This is a genomic window from Trueperaceae bacterium (genome assembly GCA_023954415.1).
In the GTDB taxonomy this organism is placed as follows: domain Bacteria; phylum Deinococcota; class Deinococci; order Deinococcales; family Trueperaceae; genus JAAYYF01.
The window spans coordinates 32,728-50,995 of record JAMLIB010000006.1 but is presented as its reverse complement, the minus strand read 5'-3'; the positions used below and the strand labels follow the sequence as shown (position 1 = coordinate 50,995).

The window sequence follows — 18,268 nt, the reverse complement described above, 5'->3', positions numbered from 1 at the left end:
CGCTTTCGGTTGGGCCCGCTCGCCCTGCGCGCGGTCGGGGAGCGAGGGCCTGGTTCAGCCCAGGCGCGCGGGGTTCAGCGGACCTCGAAGGCCAGCGTGAAGGTCGGCAGCTCCTCGCCGGGGTGGTCGCGCCAGTTGAGCATGGGCAGTTGCAGGTAGGTGGCGTTGGCGGTGGCCGTGTTGGGTGGGGCGCCGGGGCCGGCCAGGTCGCCCTGGTAGATGGCCGGGTAGAGGCTGATGAAGTGGGTGCCGACCCGACCGGGCGCCTTGAGGTGGATCGTCACGTCGCCCTGGCTGTTGAAGCCGCAGCCGTAGCCTATGAAGCCGTTGTCCATCAGCAGCGTGTAGATGTTGGCGGTCTCGGTCCAGCCGACGCCCTTGATGGTGATCGTGATGTCATCGCCGGGCGCCACCGGGCCTTCCGGGGCGAAGGTCACGGACGGCGTGACGGTGTACGTCAGCGACGCGCTGACCTCGCCGCTCGTCGCCGTGAACTCGTGCTCCCCACCGAGGTCGTCCGGCGTGGTGAGCTCGAAGGTCGCCTTGCCGTCGGCGTCGGTCGCGGCGCTGCCGAGGGGCAACTGCACGACGTCCCAGCCTCGGCCGCTCAGGCGGTTGCCCCGCACGGCGCTGAAGGCCAGCTCCACCTCGCTGTTCGCCGGGAAGCCGAAGACGTCGAGCGTGAGCGGGCTGCCGACGGTGCCGCTCGTGTAACGGGAGACCACCGCGGGCAGGGTCCCGACCGCGAAATCGGCCGTTTGCCTGGGTAACACCTGGTCCTCGAGGGGTGGCCATGCGGCCGGCGGGCCCTCGGTCAACTCGAACAACACGGACTGGACCGTCGGCACCTGCGGCATGTAGATGGGCGCCTGCTGCTGGTTCAGGTACGGCACGGGGTGCGTGCCGGAGAGCACTTGGAGCGTGTGCATGCCGGCAGGGCCGGCGGCCGGGATGACGGCGACGGCCGTGCCTTTGGAGGTGACCGCCGAGAGCCAGCCGCTATGCGCGCCGTCGTACAGGAGGTGCCAGACCGACTCCCAGAAGCGGTAGCCCACGCCAGTCAAAGTGACGGTGATGGGCGTGCCGACCGGGCCGGACGCCGGCGAGATCGTGAGGTTCGGCACCACGACGAAGCCTTGGCGCGCGGCCGTGGTCTCGCCCTGCACGACGAACACATTGTGCAAGTAGCCGTAGTCCTCGGGTACTTGGAACCCGGCGGTAGCGCCGCCTGCCGCGTCGGCCGTCAGCGTGGCGATCACGACTCGCGTCGTTTCCGCGCCGACGCCCATGAACTCGCCGTCGGCCACGTTCCACGCGGCGTCTGCGCTCTCCCATACGAGGTCGTAGGTCTCGCCGGCAGCCAGGCCCGTGGCGGTGGCCGTGACGGCGGTGCCCACGCTGCCCGACGACGGGGAGAACGCGAGTCGCCCATCCTGCGCGGCGGCCTGCCCGATGAGGCAGGCCGCCGCCAGGGCTAGGAGGGTTCGCCTAATTCGCCGGCTCAACGATGCTGATCGCGCCCAACCCGAGGGCGGCGCCCATGGGCGAGTAGGTGGCAGTGTTGCCCGCGGCGTCGACCACCTGGAGCGTCCAAGCGTAGTTGCCCGTGGCGAAGTCGGCCGGGATCTGCCAGCCGCCCGCCCAGAAGAACTCGGCTTTGTCACTGCCCGGAGGGTGGGGCATGAAGTGGAGTTCGGCCTTCTGGTTGTCGTCGAGCACGCCGAAGACCTGGATGCCGAGGGACTCGACCTGCTCGGGGGTAAGCACCTCGCCGGTCTCGGAGTCGAACACGTACGCGCGCCACACGATCTGCTCGCCCTGCTGGAAGACGCCGTTGAAGACGCAAACGGCCCCAGTCGCCCCGATCGCGCCGCGCACGACGTCGGCTTGCACGAAGTACGCCGACTTCGCCCAAGCCCCGCTCAGAGCGGCCAGCGCGACGCAGGCGAGGAGAGCCCTGCGACTTAGTCTCATGAAGTTGCTCACCTTGCACCTCAACCTTTCCGGTGCCCGGCCTGCTGTAGGGCGGTCGCCGAGCGTGTCCTGGACGGCCACCGGCTTCCCTGGTCGAGCTTCCAGGTCGTCAGTTTAATCCTTTACGCGGCCCGGCGTGCGGTGACTGGGCGATCGGAATCGTCGCCGTCGAGAGTGCCGGCCTACGCGCCCGACCAAGCCTGCTATCCTTGCGGCACCCATGCTAGAGGCTTACAGGACGCCCGACCGCCTTCGGGCGCGCATCGCCTTCCATGAGCGTTATGCCGGCAAGGGCGAGGACTTCCATCGCTGGCTCTTCTCCCTCGTGTCCGAGCGTGTCGAGCCGGCGGCGGACGCGCGCGTCCTCGAGGTCGGGTCGGGCACCGGGCGGCTCTGGACGATGAACGCGGAGCGCGTGCCGCCCGGATGGCGCATCACGCTCACCGACGCCTCCGAAGGCATGACGGCGGCAGTGAGCGGGGCGGCCGCCGACGCCGGGCTGGCGGTGAGCGTCACGCGCGCCGACGTCCAGCAGCTCCCCTTCGACCCGGACGCGTTCGACCTCGCTTTCGCGAACCACATGCTCTACCACGTGCCCGACCTCCCCCGGGGCATCGCCGAGCTGCGGCGCGTCGTGCGCTCGGGCGGCTGGCTCGTCGCCGCCACGAACGGCGAGGCGCATCTGGCCGCCGTGCGCGACCTCGTGGCGCCCCTGGCGGACGTGGCGACCCTGCACGGCGTCGAACCGCTCTCCTTCACGCTCGAGAACGGCGCGGCGGCACTCGGCGGCGCGTTCGGGGAGGTCGAGGTGGTGCGCATGGACGACACGCTCGAAGTCGCCGATGCCGAGGTCCTGCTCGCCTACCTGCGCTCGATGGTGTACCTGCCGGACGAGCCCGGCCCCGAGGTGATCCGGTGCGTGAGCGAGTTCGAGGAGTCCGTCAGGCGGCGGCTCGCCGACGGCCCGTTGAGCGTGAGGCGCAGCACGGGCTTCTTCCTGGCGCGCTGACCTCGGGCCTCGTGGCGGCGCCTTGACGAGGCGCAGGCCGACGGTAGCGGGCGACGCAAGATGCCCTTACACAGCCCGCCTCGGCGCGTACCGCGCTTGGCGGGCGCCGGTTGAGCGCCTCACGAGAGCTGAAGTAGCATCTGCGCCATGGGAACCGTCCTGACGCGCGCCGAGCTGCTTGCCATCAAAGACGTGGTCGTGCCCTTGGCCGAGGAAGTCGGTCGCTGGGCCAAGGCCGAGTGCGAGGCGCACTACCGCGGCCAGGCCGACGTGAGCGTGAGCTCCAAGACGTCGCCCGGCGATGTGGTCACGCGCGTCGATTACGAGTCGCAGCGCCGCATCGCCGAGGCCCTGGGCGCCGCCTACCCGGGCTTCGGGCTGCTCGGGGAGGAGAACGGCCTGGCCGAGTTCGACGACGGCGCCCCCGTGTGGGTCATCGATCCGATCGACGGCACCCACAACTTCGTGCGCAGCTACCCCGCCTTCTGTGTGTCCATCGGCCTGGTGCAGGGTGGCGAGAGCGTGCTGGGCGTCATCTACCACGCCGCCGACGACGAGGCGACCTGGGCCGTCACGGGCGCCGGCACCTGGCGCGGCGGCGTCAGGCTCCAGCGCGAGGACGACCGGCCCCTCTCCCACGCGCTCGTGACCACGAACTTCACGCCCTCCATGCTCGAGGTGCCCGCGCAGACGACATTCTTCGAACGTGTCGCGGCGGCCTCGGCGGGCGTGCGCGCGAGCGGCTCCTGCTGCCGCGACTTCTGCTTCGTGGCCGACGGCCGCGTGGACCTCTTCTGGCAGTTCGGCTTGAGCCCTTGGGACGTGGCGGCCGGCATGGTGATCGCGCGCGAGGCCGGCGGCGCCTGCGAGGTCTGGCAGGGCGGCGAGGACTGGCTGCGCTCGAAGGTCACCGTGGCGGCCGGCACCAGGCACGCGGTGGCGGACGCGCGTGAGTTCGCCACCGGCCTCGGTCTGATGGGCCTTCGCTAGCCGGGGAGCCGGATGGACCGCCCCGCATCTCACGGAAGCTGAGCTGCTCCGTGTTCCCTTCGAGAAACCCGTGGTCCGTAAGCTTGCGAGAAGCCTTGCCTACCGCCACAGGCAACTGAGCAGCTAGGCCAAGCCAACCCCGTGAGAGACGAGGTAAGCGTGTGAGCCAGTACAAGACCATCCACCACCATCACCACCATTTCGGCTGGGACAACGCCCTGAAGCCGGTGCTGCGCGTCGAGCCCGGCGCGGAGCTCGAGGTCCACACGGTGGACTCCTCCGGCGGCCAGCTCAGCGCCACGTCGACGGCCGAGGACGTCGCCAAGCTGGACTTCGAGAAGGTCAACCCCGTCACCGGACCGATCTACATCGAGGGCGCCGAGCCGGGCGACGCCGTGGCCGTGGACATCCTGGACTTCACGGAGAGCGGTTGGGGCTGGACGGGCATCATCCCCGGCTTCGGGCTGCTGGCCGAGGAGTTCACCGACCCGCTGCTCAACATCTCTCGCTACGACGCCAAGCGCGTGGAGTTTCAGCCGGGCATCCACATCCCGACGCGGCCGTTCACGGGCACCATCGGCCTCGCCCTCCGGGAGCCGGGCAACCACAGCGTCGTGCCGCCCCGGCAGCAGGGTGGGAACATGGACATCCGCGACCTCACCCGTGGCAGCCGCCTCTACCTGCCGGTCGCGGTGCCCGGCGGGCTGCTGTCGATCGGCGACACGCACGCGGCGCAGGGCGACGGCGAGGTGTGCGGCACGGCCATCGAGACGGCCATGACGGTCAAGGTGCGCCTCGGCCTCATCAAGAACGCGGAGTTCCCCAGCCCGCGTTACGAGCTCGGGGCCGAGTTCGCCACGGAGCCGTACCCGAAGGGCTTCTACGGCACGATGGGGGTCGCGCCCGACCTGTTGCAGGCGACCAAGACCGCCGTCTACGCCATGATCGACCACCTCACCACGGAGTACGGCATGGACCCCGACCTCGCCTATGCCCTATGCAGCGTGGCCGTGAACCTCCGCATCAGCGAGGTCGTCGACGCGCCGAACTGGGTGGTCTCGGCAGTGTTGCCGCGGCACATCTTCGTGTAAGTCCGTCTGGCGACCAGTCCGGGCGGCGAGTGACAGACCTCATCTCGCCCACGGCGCTCGGGCCGTTCAATGGCCCGAAGGAGCCGTCATGCACTCGACCAACCGCCCGCTCAGCAAGCCGACCTGGAAGATCGGCATCCTCCTCGTGCTAGTGGGTGTGGCGCTGTTCATCGGCTACGTCGGGGCCGCCGTCATCGGCGCGGTGGCGCCCGGCACCGTGGCGTTCGCCAACGACATGGCGTGCGGTGGCGGCACCGCGCTGCACCACTCCTACGGCTACTCCTACAAACCGGGCCAGACCGGCGTGAGCCAGGTCTTCTCCTGCCAGCTGCCGGACGGCACGATCGAGGACGTCACCCTCCAGACCTTCCTGTACGCCGGACTCGTCTTCAGCGGAGGCGCGTTCGTGGTGCTCGCGCTCCTGGCCCTCACCGTGCTCCCGGCCTTGGGCCGGGCCCTACGGAGGCGGATCGGCGGGCGGCTCGACGACTTCATGGCGCCGACGGGGGTCGGGGCCACCGGTGCTTTCGGCGGCCTCGACATCCAAGGGATCTACGACAGGGCCAGCGCGAGGAAGGCGCAGTCGTCGAGCGCCACGCCCGTGTTCGTCAACGGCAAACAGGTGGACCTGGACCCCGAGGCACAAGCGAACCTCTACCGTACGGTGGCGAGCGTCGCCGGCGCCGCGGGCGACCGGGACGAGCGTGCGACCGCCGGCTCGAAGGCCGACGGTCGCACGGTGGCGGAACGCCTGGAAGAGGTGGAGCGGCTCTACCGGGACGGGCGCCTCACGCGGACCGAATACGACGCGGTAAGGACGCGCATCCTAGCAGACCTGTGACCGGCGCGCCCGGCGACCTCGTTCACCGCTAGTCGCCGGAGCCGCCTCCCCGGAGCGTGTCGAGCCACTCGTCGGGCCACTGCTTGGCGCCGCCCTCGAAGTACTGCGACACCTCGATGGGCAGGGTGTAGCTCTTGCCCGCCTCGACGGCCACGAGCTGCTCGTGGAAGCCGACGTAGTCGCCCGTGTCGATCGTGGAGTTAGCGTTCACGTCGATCCAGGCGCCCACGATCGTCAGGCCGGGCGCGGCCCGGAAGTCGTAGCTCGTGAGCAGCCCGCCGGACTGCTGGCCGCCGCTCAACACCCACTGTCCACTCACGGCGATGTTCGCCTCGACGGTGGTCGGGCCCGTGACCGCGGCAGCGTCGGGCAGCTTGGTGAAGCGCGCCGGCGGGCCGACGTAGTCGACGCCGTCGACCGTGAACAGCAGGCGCACCTGGTACTGGCCGGGGGCGGTGAGGGCGTCGCGGTCGACCTCGAGCGCCGTGATCACGCTAGCGCCCGGCGCCAGCGTGCCGGAGTACGGGTAGCCGCTCACCATGTAGAGCGCGCCGCCATCACCACCGGGGACCTCCGCCGGGTTGTCGTCGGCGTCGAGGAAGCCGTAGAGGGTCCAAGCCACGGCCGTGCCGCCCGTGTTCGTGACCTTGAACGTCACGACGTCTACCGAGGAGCCGAAGTCGAGCACGGCCGGGTCGAACGCCAGGTCGCCGACTATCGGGGTCACGGTACCGTCGCGGACGTAGGCCAACGCCGCGGCCGCGTCTATCAGGCCGGCGCCGCAGTCGTCCGAGCCGAGCGTTCGCGACTCGCTGGTGCCGTAGCTCTCGCATTGGGAGCTGCTGAGCTCGTGGGCCGTCGTGCGCAGGGCCGCCAAGGCCCCGGCCGTATCCAGGTCGGGGTTGAGCGCCTTCATGAGGGCGATGACGCCCGCGACGTGCGGCGCGGCCATCGAGGTGCCCTGGTAGAAGGCGTAGTCCCAATCGCTGACATCCGTGTTGTAGACGAGGCTGAGGACGCCGTCACGCAAGTTGTCGCCGTTGTAGTCGACGCTCGTGTTGCCGCCCGGCGCCATGACGTCGATGCGGGAGCCGTAGTTGGAGTAGGGCGCGCGCGCCCCGGAGTAGTCGGTGGCGCCAACGGTGATGACGCCGCCACAGCTCGCGGGGGTGAAGTCGCCGGCGTTCATGTTGTCGTTGCCGGCCGCCACCACCACGATGGAGTGCATGGAGACGAGGTCTATGGCCGCCTGGAGGTCGGGGAAGCACGTCCCTTGCCCGCCGAGGCTCATGTTGATCACGTCCGCGGGGTTGGCGTTAACGGGCACGCCCGCGACGGTGTAGCCGGCCGACCAGAGCATGGCGTCCATGATGTCGACGAAGGTCCCGCTACCGCCCTTGCCCAGGGCACGGGCGCTGAAGATCTTGGCGTTCCAGTCCACGCCCGCGACGCCCGTTCCGTTGTCGGTGCTGGCGCCGATGGTGCCTGCCACGTGGCTGCCGTGGAAGCTCCCAGCGAGGTCCGCGTCGAAGGGGTCGGAGTCGCGCCCGTCGCCGTCCATGCCGCTGGTGGGGTCGGTGATGAAGTCGTAGCCAGGCAGCATGCGCGACGGGGCGAAGTCGGGGTGACGGTTCGCCGGCACGGTGGAGCTGTACAGGATGCCGCTGTCCACAACCCCGACCACCACGCTGCTGGAGCCCTTGGTGATGTCCCAGGCGGCCTCCATGCCGATCTGGTCGTAATGCCACTGGTACGAGTAGTACTCGTCGTTGGGCGCGGCCAGAGCGTGGAAGATGTAGTTCGGGTGAGCGTAGAGGACGTCCGGGCGCGCGTTGAGCTCGCGCGCGGCGGCGAGCGTCGCCGCGACCTGATCGCCGGCAGCCTGCGCCCCGAGGCCCGCCGGGAGGCGGTAGAGCGCCGAGTCGCCGACGCCCACCTCGCGCACGAAGTCGAGCCGTCCGCCCGTCGCCTGAACGCTCATGGGGGCGAGGCCGGCGGCCGGTTCGGCGAAGCGGACGATCAGCTCCCCCGGCACGAAGTCCGTGAGCGACTCGTCAAGTTGCCACGTGGCCAGGAGCGCGCCGAGGTGCCCGGTGCCCGTGGCGCGTTCGAGCCCCCCGGCGCGATCCGTGCTGCCGGCCACCGTGATCGTGCCCGTCAGTCTCGCGTCCGAGGGCGGCGTGGGGCCGGAACAGGCGGCGACGACGAGCGCGGCCACCAAGAGCAACCCCGCGAACAGACCTGTACTCCGCTTCACCTTCATAGGGCCTCTCCTAAAGCCGGCGCGTGTGCCGCACCGGGTGTCACGACGTTCGGGGCGCTTGAGCAGTTGCGACCGCGGCACGAGACAGCGCGGTCCCAAGAGGTCAGGATCGCGCTGTGAGTGCGGCCAGGATACGGTATCCGGGTGGGGTCTTGGCCCGCAGTCTCCTGATCGGTCCTTAACCGATGCCCGTGAGGGGCTCGCCCTCGTACCGTTTCACCTTCAGCTTCCGTGGCGAGAGGCTGCGACTAGCAGCGGGAACTGGCGGAACCAGGGCTCTCAGGCACGCCGCGTTCGAGTCATCTATGCCCAGGGCCGGTTGCCAGGCGTGCGAACGCAACATATGATGTTGCCATGACCGTCCTACTGCGCCGGGTCGAGGACGCGCTGTTCAACCAGGTGCTTGGCGAGGATGCCAAGGCGGTGGAGGATGCCGTCATCGCGAACGAGCCGATCGGCGAGCCGTCCGTTACCGCCGTCGTCGAACGCATGTCAGCCGTCATGGGCGCGAGCATCGGCGACACGTTGCGCGCGATGGGCGTGTCGCGCACCAAGGCCAGCCGGAACCCCGTCATGAACGTCCAGGTCCTCGACCGCACGGGCGCTGCGCTCAAGTGCTTCGCGCGGATCGCGGCCATGGTAGGCGAGGACGCGGCGGCGCGGTGGCTGGGCAAGGCCAACCCACACCTCGAGGGCTTCCGGCCGCTCGACCTGCTCGCTACCGAGTTGGGCCGAAGCCGGCTTGACGAGCATATCGCAGCGCTGGAAGACGGCGCCTTCCTTTGATCTCGGCGTTCCGCCTGGCGTTCGCAGACTCGGTTGCCACGGCGTTCGGCCCACGCGGGGCGGAAGGGCGATGGAACAGCCGCGGGACCGTAGTGGTCTACACCGCTGAGCATCCGGCGCTCGCTGTCCTCGAGATCATGACCGCCTGGAACGACTACCAGGACTTCAGCGGTTACCACCTCTACCGCTGCGAGTTCGACGCGGCGATGGTCGAGGACCTTGTCGAGCGCGTAGTCCGTGGGAGCGTCGACCCTACCGACAGGGCGACGACACGAGCGTTCGGCGATCTCTGGACCATGGAACGTAGGAGCGTGGCGTTACGAGTACCGTCAGTCGTTGCCCCGCATAGCCACAACTACCTGCTCAACCCGGCTCATCCCGACTTCGAGGACGCGGTGGCCCGCCAGGGCCTCGGACCCTTACGCTTCGACCCCCGCCTCGTCGAGCTGGTCAACGAGGCCAAGCGGAAACGCTGAGCAGGGCGCTAAGCAAGACTTCACACGCGCGGTAGGCTCCGCAGGAAGCCGCAGAACTCCCCTGCCAGACGCCAGGGCGGCGGCGGCCCTGTGCACTTTCTCGCCGTTGGCGCCGAGCAGGGCGTGATACAGTCCGGCAGTCGTCATGGACGGTGTACTTAGGAGGAGTTTGCTAATGAAGCGTTACCTCGCGCGGACCCTGCCTGTCCTCGCTCTCGCCGTTACCCTGTCCGCCTGTTCCATGTTCGCAGCGCCCAACGCCAACCGGCTGCTCTTCGGGCTCACGCCCACCAACGAGCTGGGCTACGAGGTGTCCACTGGGGGCGAGATCACCATCACGAACCGCAACATGGTCATCTCGACGCGCGCCGGTTCGCCCGTCACCACCGTCACCGGCTACCACGTCGAGTACTACAACGCGAGCGGCGCGCTCGTCGGCGCCACCTACGATGACCCGCGCAGCTTGAACATCACGCTGCCCGCCGGGTTCACCTGCACGGCGCCCGATCCGGTGCTCGGCTGCACCTCACTCTCGGCCGGGGCCCGCCCGGGCCCGGGCACGGCGGTGGAGGTCGCAGGCGTGAGCAGCCAGTTCCTCAACGTCGACATCGCCCAGCAGCACATCGGCGCCGGCTTCCCGTCCGGGTGGTACGCCGCCATCACCCTCTTCTACGACAACGCCTTCGGCGCGTTCAGCCAGACGTACAACGTGGCGATCGTCGCACCGAACTAAGCACTGTTCACTTCTGGTATGCCCGGCGCCCCCGCACCATAGCGGGGGCGCTTCCTTGCGTCGGGCTACGGGCTGAGGCCGCCACAGGGTGACCCTCTCGACCGCAGCGTGCGAGCCGCCGCCGAAGCACGCGACCGACCGCCCCGCGCGTAGGGCCGACGCCGGCGGCCCCGTGGCACTCTTCACTGCGGCGCTAAGAAACACGTAAGGTTTCCCTCGGAACCCCGTAAGAACAGTGCGCGTATAACGGACGCGTACACGACACACGGACAGACCCCGGAGTAGTGCCGGCCGCACGGCGCCACCCGGGAACACGGAGGGAAACACGATGAAGCTGATCGCCAAGACCGGAGGGCTCGCGCTACTGTTACTCCTCCTCGGAGCCTGCAGCACCACGGCCCCCGCCACCCCGCAAGGCCACCGGCCCCGCCTCGCCCTCACCGTAACGCCCGACTACCTGCGAGACGGCGAGGTAGGCACACCGTACACGTTCACGTTGCGCGCCACGGGCTTCCGCGATGGCGACGAGACGGCCACCTTCAAGTGGAACTTCGCCGGCGGCAGCACGGGCGAGCAGGAGGTGACGGTCGTCGACGGCGCCGCCGAGCTCGACGTCACGCAGTCGTACTCCGAAGCCGGGGTGTACGCCTTGGTGGCGGCAGTCGAGAACAGTGGCCGCTCCGCCACCGCGTCGGCCATAGTCAGCATCGGCGGGGCCACCCCGGAGCGCGAGATCGTCCTGGCCACCTGTGGCGATTGGGTGAGCCAGAAGTCGGGAGCCTACGGCGTGACGATCGACCGGTGGGACATCAGCGCCTTGCCCGTCGGCGCGGTCTTCGACATCAAGTTCGACACCGTCGGCATCCCCGATCGCATCCTGGTCGTCAAGCCCGACGGCACCTTGGCGCACGACACGGGCTGGCGTGGGGACGCGAAGTACGACGGCGACGCCCTCTACCCCGGCGGCGTGGTCGGCCCGAAGACGGGCGAGGTGCCGAGCGTCTTCAAGAAGACTGGCGGCAACTCGTTCACCATCGAGGTGCTCGGCCCGGACCCGCGCACGCTCTGGAACTACGAGGTGAGGTGCAGGACCGGGGTCTAGGTAGCGCATCGCACCCGGCTCCGACAGCGGCTCGCCAGCTTCGGTCCGTGACTCGCGCTTCCCCAGGGGCTCCCACCTTCAACGGTGGGCGCCCCTGGCCTGTCGCGGGGTGAAGGCACTTGACACCGGGCGGTCCACGGTTATGATACTTACCGACCGGTCGGTAAGCCAGGTGGCCGAAGCCGCCCGCCGATCGGGTTAAGGAGACAACGATGCTCGACTCGATCTGGCTACCCCCGACCGTTCACATTTGGAGCGGCATGCTCGTCCTGACCGCCACGCTCGCGGCCGTCGTCTACACCGCGGTGCGCGCTTGGCGCAGGCGCGATCTCGGCCCTGCCGGCAACGCCATCCTGATCTTCGCCCAGCTGACGCTCATGGCACAGGCCGTCCTCGGCATCAAGCTCCTCGACCAGGGGCTCGGCCCGTTGCAGCTGTTCATCCACTACCTCGGGGGGCTCGGGCCGCTACTGTTCTTCCTCGTGTACTACTGGTTGCCCAGCCCGGTGCGCACCAGGCGTTGGCTGTCGTTCGGCGTGGCCGCTTCGGCCTTCCTGTTCGCCGTGATGGCGTTCGGGATCGGGATGAGCTACGTCGCTGGTCAGGTGGCCTGAGACGGGCGGGCCGGCCGAGCTTGAGAGCGCGCGCGGCGGCACGCGCGAGCGGGCACTCGAGGTAGCCACCGCGCTCTTCGTGGCGCACGGCTACGCGGGGGTGGCCATGCGCGAGATCGCCGAGCGGCTGGACGTCTCGAAGGCGGCCCTCTACCACCACTTCCACGACAAGGAAGCGCTGCTCCTCGAGGTCCTGATGACCGGCGTGCAGCGCGCGGGCACGATGGTGGCGGAGGCGACCGCGTCGCCCGGCGACACTCGTGCCCGCGTTCACGCCCTCCTGAGCGCCATGGCCCGCGACCGGCACCAGCAGTTCGACGCGATGAAGCTCGCGGAGCGCGAGGCGGCCAACCTCAGCGAGGCCGCGCGCGCCACGATGCTCCGCGCCTATCGCACCGAGTTCCTGGGGCCCATAGAGCACGTGCTGCGCCAAGGCCAGGAGGCCGGCGAGGTCCGCCCGGACCTCGAGCCGGCCTGGCTGACCCGCGTCCTCCTGACCCTGGCGCAACCACTGCTATCGGTCGACGCTGCGGCGTTGGAGCGCACGGCCGCAGCGACGACCGCGCTGTTCTTCGAAGGTGCGGGCGCCCACCCTCAGGGCACGAACGCCAGGACCGAGACGGGCGTGCCCGACCCTTCGTAGAGCCGCAGGATGCCGATCACGATAGTGGTGCCCGTGGCGGGCAGCTGGTCGAGGTTCGTGAGGTTCTCCAGCACGATGCCGTTGCCCGCCAGCACCTGCGTGTTGGTCGCGTACTCCTCGTCCTGGCCCGGGTCCACCCCGTGCGTGTCTATGCCGACGCCCGCGATGCCCCGCTCGCTGAGCAGGAACGCGGTCGTCTCGCCCGCGAAGCCCGGGAAGTGCATGCCGCCATCGACGTCCTCGTTGAAGAACGCCGCCGGGTCGGTCCACTTCGCTTGCCAGCCCGTGTACGCGATGACCACGGAGCCGGCCGGCACCGGGCCGTGCTCGGCCTCCCACGCCGCGATATCGTCCAGGCTGACGGCGTGGTCCGGGTCCGCCGCCGCCTGAGCACGCACGTCGATCACGACGGCGGGCACGACGAGCGACTCCGGCGCGTAAGCGTCTATGCCCACGCCCCCCTCGTGGAAGCTGTTCGGCGCGTTCATGTGCGTGGCGCTGTGCTCGCCGATGGAGAAGCGCCGGAGGTAGTAGCCGTCCGTCTCGAACTCGGCCACGGGCTCCAGCTCGACCGGCGGGTCGCCGGGCCACAGGGGGATGTCGGTGCTGACCACGTGGCTGAGGTCCACGATGCGCGTGAACTGGATGCTGCGCGGGGCTTGAGCCGCCGCGAGGGGCAAGAGGGCGAGGGCGAGCACGGCTAGCGACTGTCTCATGGGGCCTCCTGGCATGTTGGCGGAGTGTACCAGCCGGGATGCAGCGCGCTCGCTAGACACGGCCGATCCTCGATTGCCATATAATCACTTTGATTCGAGGCGATTCGGATGGCCACGAAATCTAGAGTCTTGACCGCCCACGTTCCGCTCGCGCTCGCTGACAAGGTCGACGCCATGGCAGCGAGACTCGAGCGCTCACGCGGATGGGTGATGAAGCAGGCGCTCGCTGCCTGGGTAGACCTGGAAGAAGAGCGCCACCGGCTGACGCTAGAGGCTCTAGCCGACGTAGATGCGGGATACGTGATCGACGACAAGGCGATCAGGGCGTGGGCTGAGAGTCTCGCTACGGACGAGCCTCTGCCGCCACCCGTCTGATGAGGATCAAGTGGACCAGGCGGGGGGCCTCGGACCTAGTGCGCCTACACGAGCAGCTGGCCTCCGTCGCGCCCGCCGCCGCGGCACACGTCATACAGCAACTCTCCGGGGCACCCGCCCGCCTGCTTGAGCACCCGCGGATCGGCGAGAAACTGGCAGCATACGAACCGCGCGAGGTCCGGCGGCTCATCGTCGGTGATCACGAGCTGCGTTACGAGATCACTGCCGGGACGATCTTCGTTCTTCGGCTCTGGCATTGCCGTGAGAACCGCAGCTTCGCTCCGACAGGTAGAGGATCTGCACGTAGCTAGTTCCCGCCATCGGTGTCCTTGGAGTGACCGGCCCGACTCCGTTCACTGGGCTACGGCGTACGGCTCCAGCACCCGGCACCTCAAGAGGAGAACCCTCGGCCAACCTGCGGCCGAGGGTTCCTGGTCCCCCTCTCACGCCACGTAACGCAGCTCGTGCTCAGTCGTACAGCTGTTCCCTCTGCCCGAAGGTGAAGAAGGTGACCGTGGTGACGTCGTCGACATTGGTGGACGGGAAGAACGGCGGCGCCATGCCGCGGCCCATGCGGGGGTCGTACGTGTAGATGCGGTCGTAACCGGTGCGCGTGGCGTTGGCACCTCTGCCACTGAAGGTGCCGAAGATGCCGCGGCGCTCCTGGATCATGCCGCCCATGAGGTAGAAGCCGCCGGCGTCGGTCTGGTCGTACTTCTCGACCTTGACCTCGTTCTGGGCACTCATGAGGACGGCATGGACCTGCACGTCGTCCGGAGCGTTGTAGGCCTTGGTGTCGCTACCCGAGTTCGTATGGCCGTGCCCTACGAGGATGTTGCCAGACTGCGTGTAGACACCGAGGACGTTCTGCGCACCAAGGTTGTTGCAGTTGGCACTGTTGACGGAGCGGTCTGCGTTCCTCGTCGGGATGCTCGTGCAAGGCGGCGACTCGTACTTGATATCTCCGGTGATGCGGATGTTGCTGTCGCTCGCGAGCGTGATCTGGGCGAACGCGGCCACGGCCGGGGCGGAAGTATCGGGGTTGCCGGCGGTCGTACGGGCTGGTCCTTGGAACTGCTGCACCGCCCCGTTGACGTAGACGACGCCGTTGAAGGTGCGGCCGCTGGACCTTACCGACCAGGTCTTCGTGTTGTTGTTGTAGACCTCGACCGTGCCCGCGGCGTTGAAGCGGTAGACGGTGCAGGAGTTGGAGTTGTTCGACGTACAGCCGCGCACGTACTGGTAGGTGGCCGCCGGCGTCCAGACGCCGTTCACCCTGGTGGGCGTGACGCTGCTGACGTTGCCGTTCCAAGCTGCGCTCGTGCCGGCGAAGAACTCTAGGCTCTCCAACGCGCTGTTGAAGTACAGGCCCTCGTCGGCACGGCCTACGCCCTGGGCGATGTCGCGCTGCAGGTAGTTGTTCTGCGGCAGGTCGATCCTGGGCGAGTCCCAGCCCACGCCCCCGGCGAACTTAGGCTCGTTGCCCCCGAAGTTCGGGCTGGAGCCGAGGACTGTATCGGGGATCAGGTCGAGCTTCCGCGTCTTGCATTGCCATTCCGTTATCTCTTCTCGGCGGTAGAACGGGCCGCTATCGCTCCAGGACTTGGCATAATAGCCATAACGGCCCTTCTTCTTCTTGTATACGTAGCCGCCACTAGCATCCTGAATGTAGTCGTACCTGCCGGTGCCGACCCAACCGCAATCGTACTGCTCAGTGTGCTGGTAGTCATAGAGGTACGCGCCCCGGTCGATCGTGGAGCAGCTGGCATTGTTGCACCCCGCGCTGCTCACGCTGCCACCGAACCACGGGTCGTAGGCAAGGGCGAAGTGGCCGTTCGTGTGGACCGGACCATCGATCATCGTCTGGTCGGTGAAGTAGATCTTGTCGATGGTCTGGTTGTTGGCGCCTACGCTCACTTCGCGGTTCGTGAAGTACGCCCACATCGAGAAGTTCGCCTGACCGACCTCGAAGCGGTACTCGCCCTGGGTGACGATGTTGCGCCGGTACTCGCCAAGGCTCGCCTCGGATACGAGCACGAAGGGCAGCGCGTAGGTCTGAACACCCGCGCCGTCGGCGTTGCGGCGTGGCCCAGACACGTAGCGAGGAGCGGGTAGTCGCACGTCGGACGGCAAGGCCTGCCCGCAGGCGGCCGAGGAGAAGTAGAGGCGAAGCTGGATCTCGGCGCCCGTATCGGTCGGCATGATGGGGTTGTCGCAGATCAGGCCGTCCACCGCCGGCTGGAGCCGGTTGGTCACCGCGGTCAGCCTCGTGATGACCGATGAGGCCGTCGGAGTATCGCCGCTGCCCTCGCCGAACACCCAGGGGCCCGGCGTGCTCGTGTAACGCACCGCGTCCCTGAGCATGGTGTTCACGTCGTTGGCCAGGAGAGCCCCCGCCACGTTGCTACCGCCGCGAGCCAGTAGCAGCGTCTGTACGATCGCGGCGTCGTCCCTGCTGTGCCGCATCTCGTTGATCGTCCGGCTGAAGAGCAGGGTACCGATGCCGGCAACGAGGACGAGGGCGAACAGGGCGACGATCATCGCCACGCCGCGCTGAGAGCTTAGCCGCACGGTAGGACCTCCATGAGGGTGAAGTGCGAGTTGGACGTCAGGTCGACGTAGCCGGAGTAGGTGCGCTCGATCTCACGGTTGCCGCTCTGCTCCGCCGAGGTGATGACCATCTGGATCCGGTCGAGGATGTAGGTGTAGCCGCTGCCGTCCACGTACTTGCGCGTCGGAACGCCGCCGCTCATGTACGGCGTGTCGCGCACGAGGGTGGGGTTGGTGGCGCTGGCCGCCCCCGTGTTGTAGGTGTACTCGAGCCTGAGCTCGTCCACGTTGAACGCCAGCGGCTGTTCGGAGCCGCCACCCGTGCTCTGGTAGATGGTGCGGTCGTCGGCGTCATAGCGCAGTCCGAGCTGAGCGATCTCGAAGAGCTGCACGCCGCCCGCCCAGTCGATGGTGTTGCGGCAAGAGCCGTGGTTCAGCTGGAAGCGGTTGTTGCCGAGGTCAGAGACGCTGCCCACGGTGAAGACGACCCCTTGTCCGGCACCGTTCACCATCACGACGCGCTGGCCCTGGAGCAAGGTGGCCTCCGCTGAGCGCGCGGCTATCACGCTGCTGGACGCCAGCGAGAAGTTGGCGCTGCTCTCCACGGGAAACCCCGCCGCTCCGGAGAGGAGCATGAACGAGATGCTGGTCTGGCCGGAGGCGTAGGGCGTCGCCGTAACGCTCCCGAAGACGGCGCTGCGGATGTCCTGCGTGACTACCTCGACGACGCGCCGCAGCCTTGCCTGGGCGGAGGTGATGACCTCCTGGTCGGACTGGATGCGGAGCGAACTTACGATCCCGCTGTAAGCGATGGTCATGACGACGCCAAAGATGGCCATGGCGATGAGCAGCTCCACGAGGGTGAAGCCCGCTGCCTTGGTGTTTTGCACGGTGCGCATCAGTTGATACCTGGCAAGCTCTCGCCGCTGGCCGCGCCCGGACCTGGCCCCGCCGTATCACCGGAAACGCAGGATTCGTCGCCTCCGTTGTTCCAGCAGACCGTCACGCGGTAGTGCGGGATGGTCGTGCCACCGAGGCCGATCCTGGGGAACTCGGCGACCTCGGCGCGGTAGAGGTCCGTGTCCGCGAGGTTGCTCTCGCGGCTCAGGTCGGTGAACGACGTCGCGAGGGTGCCGTAGTCCCAGGAAGTGCCGCCCAGCTTGGAGATATCGCCACCGGCTATACGCCGTCCGAGGTAGTTCATGACCTGGGCGGCCTGTGAGCGGTTCCCGGCGGCGTGGTTCTGCCGCATGCTCGACATCATGGTGAAGGAGACGGCGGCAAGGACGATGCCGAGTACGGTGATCGCCATCATCACCTCGATGAGGGTGAAGCCTCCCGTCCGTCGTTGGTGAGTGTGAACCGGTCGCACGGCTTACTCCTTCTCCGCGATCACTTCGCCGATGATCGAGACCACGAGCCTGGTCGTGCCCTTGGAACCGGTGACGGTGATACCGTCCTCGACCAACGCGAAGCTGGCGTCGCTGATCTTCCCCGGAGGGGTGAAGACGAGCGTAGGTAAGTTGGTCGTCACTCCGTTGGGTAGCTCTTCCGTGCGGATCAGGCGTCCGCTGCCGACCTCGCGCACCTCGACGTTGCGCCCCACGAGCTTCAGCTCGGTGTTACGACCGCGCGCGGAGGCTGCGGAAGCGCCTTGCCATACGGACTGCTGGATGGACCTGATGGCGGCCTTCTCCTGTTGCGTATCGAGTGCCCCGCGCCCCATGAACGCGAACAGCGCAAGAAGTACGCCCAGGATGGCCAGGATGACGAGCATCTCGATAATCGTGAAGCCGCGTTTCGACCGCGCTTCGCGGCGGGACGTAAACAGGCGTTCGACGGGTTCGGTTTCGGGTCCCCTGGGCTCCGCGTGCGGCGGGGGAACGGCCGGGAGGTCTTCCATAGGCCGGAGTCTATGCGCAGCCTCCTGCGTTCCTCACCCCCTGCTAGGGGATACGCGTGGTGAACGGGGTTCCTGGTACCGCAGTGTGAAGTTGACCACAGCCGACAGCGGGAACTCTGCGAGCCTCGTAGGACCCACGAAGAACGCGTCGCAGGGTCACAGATTGACCCTGCGACACGCGCCTCTAGCGGGCTGCGGAGAA

General features: G+C 68.2%; 20 protein-coding genes. 11 read left to right on the top strand and 9 right to left on the bottom strand.

Annotated elements, in window-relative coordinates; translation table 11 throughout:
- Window positions 1–74 precede the first annotated feature (74 nt).
- Together M9914_08880 and M9914_08875 are read right to left on the bottom strand one after the other, a co-directional pair.
- Window positions 75–1,397: a hypothetical protein gene (locus tag M9914_08880; GenBank protein MCO5174294.1), complete on the bottom strand. Its 1,323-nt coding sequence runs from the start codon at window positions 1,395–1,397 to the stop codon at window positions 75–77.
- A 91-nt stretch (window positions 1,398–1,488) separates the two neighbouring features.
- The gene (locus tag M9914_08875) at window positions 1,489–1,974 is read right to left on the bottom strand and encodes a hypothetical protein (protein ID MCO5174293.1); all 486 of its coding nucleotides are present in this window, start codon (window positions 1,972–1,974) and stop codon (window positions 1,489–1,491) included.
- Between the two features lie 220 nt (window positions 1,975–2,194).
- Between M9914_08875 and M9914_08870 the strand changes: the two genes are divergently transcribed.
- The 4 genes from M9914_08870 (at window position 2,195) to M9914_08855 (ending at window position 5,905) form a co-directional block, all read left to right on the top strand.
- On the top strand, window positions 2,195–2,983 hold the full coding sequence (locus tag M9914_08870; protein ID MCO5174292.1) for a class I SAM-dependent methyltransferase: 789 nt from the start codon (window positions 2,195–2,197) through the stop codon (window positions 2,981–2,983).
- 147 nt (window positions 2,984–3,130) lie between these two features.
- Complete coding sequence (locus tag M9914_08865; GenBank protein MCO5174291.1) at window positions 3,131–3,973, top strand: inositol monophosphatase; 843 nt, start codon at window positions 3,131–3,133, stop codon at window positions 3,971–3,973.
- A 161-nt stretch (window positions 3,974–4,134) separates the two neighbouring features.
- Window positions 4,135–5,064: an acetamidase/formamidase family protein gene (locus M9914_08860; protein ID MCO5174290.1), complete on the top strand. Its 930-nt coding sequence runs from the start codon at window positions 4,135–4,137 to the stop codon at window positions 5,062–5,064.
- 88 nt (window positions 5,065–5,152) lie between these two features.
- Complete coding sequence (locus M9914_08855; protein ID MCO5174289.1) at window positions 5,153–5,905, top strand: hypothetical protein; 753 nt, start codon at window positions 5,153–5,155, stop codon at window positions 5,903–5,905.
- Between the two features lie 28 nt (window positions 5,906–5,933).
- Here M9914_08855 and M9914_08850 read toward each other — a convergent pair whose 3' ends face one another.
- Window positions 5,934–8,168, bottom strand: a complete 2,235-nt coding sequence (locus tag M9914_08850) for a S8 family peptidase (protein ID MCO5174288.1) — start codon at window positions 8,166–8,168, stop codon at window positions 5,934–5,936.
- Window positions 8,169–8,522: 354 nt separating this feature from the next.
- Here M9914_08850 and M9914_08845 point away from each other — a divergent pair, with 354 nt between their 5' ends.
- From M9914_08845 to M9914_08820, 6 genes are all read left to right on the top strand, one after another.
- Window positions 8,523–8,954, top strand: a complete 432-nt coding sequence (locus M9914_08845; protein ID MCO5174287.1) for an MbcA/ParS/Xre antitoxin family protein — start codon at window positions 8,523–8,525, stop codon at window positions 8,952–8,954.
- The gene (locus M9914_08840; GenBank protein MCO5174286.1) at window positions 8,951–9,430 is read left to right on the top strand and encodes an RES family NAD+ phosphorylase; all 480 of its coding nucleotides are present in this window, start codon (window positions 8,951–8,953) and stop codon (window positions 9,428–9,430) included. The genes M9914_08845 and M9914_08840 overlap by 4 nt, the downstream gene beginning before the upstream one ends.
- Before the next feature lie 175 nt (window positions 9,431–9,605).
- Window positions 9,606–10,163, top strand: coding sequence for a hypothetical protein (locus M9914_08835; GenBank protein ID MCO5174285.1), 558 nt, complete (start codon window positions 9,606–9,608; stop codon window positions 10,161–10,163).
- 328 nt (window positions 10,164–10,491) lie between these two features.
- The gene (locus M9914_08830) at window positions 10,492–11,265 is read left to right on the top strand and encodes a hypothetical protein (GenBank protein MCO5174284.1); all 774 of its coding nucleotides are present in this window, start codon (window positions 10,492–10,494) and stop codon (window positions 11,263–11,265) included.
- Between the two features lie 212 nt (window positions 11,266–11,477).
- Entirely contained in the window at window positions 11,478–11,879 is a 402-nt protein-coding gene (locus tag M9914_08825) for a hypothetical protein (GenBank protein MCO5174283.1), read from the top strand.
- A gap of 79 nt (window positions 11,880–11,958) precedes the next feature.
- Entirely contained in the window at window positions 11,959–12,522 is a 564-nt protein-coding gene (locus M9914_08820) for a TetR/AcrR family transcriptional regulator (protein MCO5174282.1), read from the top strand.
- On the opposite strand, the gene M9914_08815 is transcribed toward M9914_08820, so the two are convergent.
- Window positions 12,474–13,238, bottom strand: a complete 765-nt coding sequence (locus M9914_08815; protein MCO5174281.1) for a cyclase family protein — start codon at window positions 13,236–13,238, stop codon at window positions 12,474–12,476. The two genes, M9914_08820 and M9914_08815, sit on opposite strands and share 49 nt — an antisense overlap.
- Before the next feature lie 108 nt (window positions 13,239–13,346).
- On the opposite strand from M9914_08815, the gene M9914_08810 reads away from it, so the two are divergent.
- Window positions 13,347–13,613: a ribbon-helix-helix domain-containing protein gene (locus tag M9914_08810; GenBank protein ID MCO5174280.1), complete on the top strand. Its 267-nt coding sequence runs from the start codon at window positions 13,347–13,349 to the stop codon at window positions 13,611–13,613.
- A gap of 44 nt (window positions 13,614–13,657) precedes the next feature.
- On the opposite strand, the gene M9914_08805 is transcribed toward M9914_08810, so the two are convergent.
- From M9914_08805 to M9914_08785, 5 genes are all read right to left on the bottom strand, one after another.
- Entirely contained in the window at window positions 13,658–13,870 is a 213-nt protein-coding gene (locus M9914_08805) for a hypothetical protein (GenBank protein MCO5174279.1), read from the bottom strand.
- A gap of 211 nt (window positions 13,871–14,081) precedes the next feature.
- Entirely contained in the window at window positions 14,082–16,184 is a 2,103-nt protein-coding gene (locus M9914_08800) for a DUF4900 domain-containing protein (protein MCO5174278.1), read from the bottom strand.
- On the bottom strand, window positions 16,175–17,062 hold the full coding sequence (locus tag M9914_08795; GenBank protein MCO5174277.1) for a prepilin-type N-terminal cleavage/methylation domain-containing protein: 888 nt from the start codon (window positions 17,060–17,062) through the stop codon (window positions 16,175–16,177). The genes M9914_08800 and M9914_08795 overlap by 10 nt, the downstream gene beginning before the upstream one ends.
- A complete protein-coding gene (locus M9914_08790; GenBank protein ID MCO5174276.1) occupies window positions 17,062–17,478 on the bottom strand; it encodes a hypothetical protein in 417 nt (138 codons plus the stop codon). Before M9914_08790 ends, M9914_08795 begins: the two co-directional genes overlap by 1 nt.
- Before the next feature lie 60 nt (window positions 17,479–17,538).
- The gene (locus tag M9914_08785; protein MCO5174275.1) at window positions 17,539–17,940 is read right to left on the bottom strand and encodes a hypothetical protein; all 402 of its coding nucleotides are present in this window, start codon (window positions 17,938–17,940) and stop codon (window positions 17,539–17,541) included.
- Window positions 17,941–18,268: the final 328 nt, after the last annotated feature.